The sequence below is a fragment of the Blastococcus sp. KM273129 genome, from assembly GCF_021698995.1.
GTDB lineage: Bacteria > Actinomycetota > Actinomycetes > Mycobacteriales > Geodermatophilaceae > Blastococcus.
In genome coordinates this window covers 1-205 of record NZ_SSXB01000243.1, presented here as the reverse complement: position 1 = coordinate 205, position 205 = coordinate 1, and the positions used below count along the sequence as shown (strand labels likewise).

General features: G+C 75.1%; 1 pseudogene. It reads right to left on the bottom strand.

Going from position 1 to position 205, the window contains the following annotated elements:
- Positions 1 to 205: pseudogene (locus E9565_RS22165) on the bottom strand (methyl-accepting chemotaxis protein); the annotation flags it as partial.

The following is a 205-nucleotide window of genomic DNA, read 5'->3' as shown; positions in this document are numbered from 1 at the left end:
CGTCGTCGTCTCCGCCGCCGTCACCGCCCGCGCCGCCACCTCGCTGGCCTCCGCGGCGTTGCTGGCGATCTCCCGGATCGACGCCCCCATCTGCTCGGCACCCGCCGCCACCGTCGAGACCGACCGGCTGACCTCCTCCGCGGCACCCGACACCACACCCGACTGCGCACTGGTCTCCTCGGCCGACGCCGAGATCTGCGCCGAG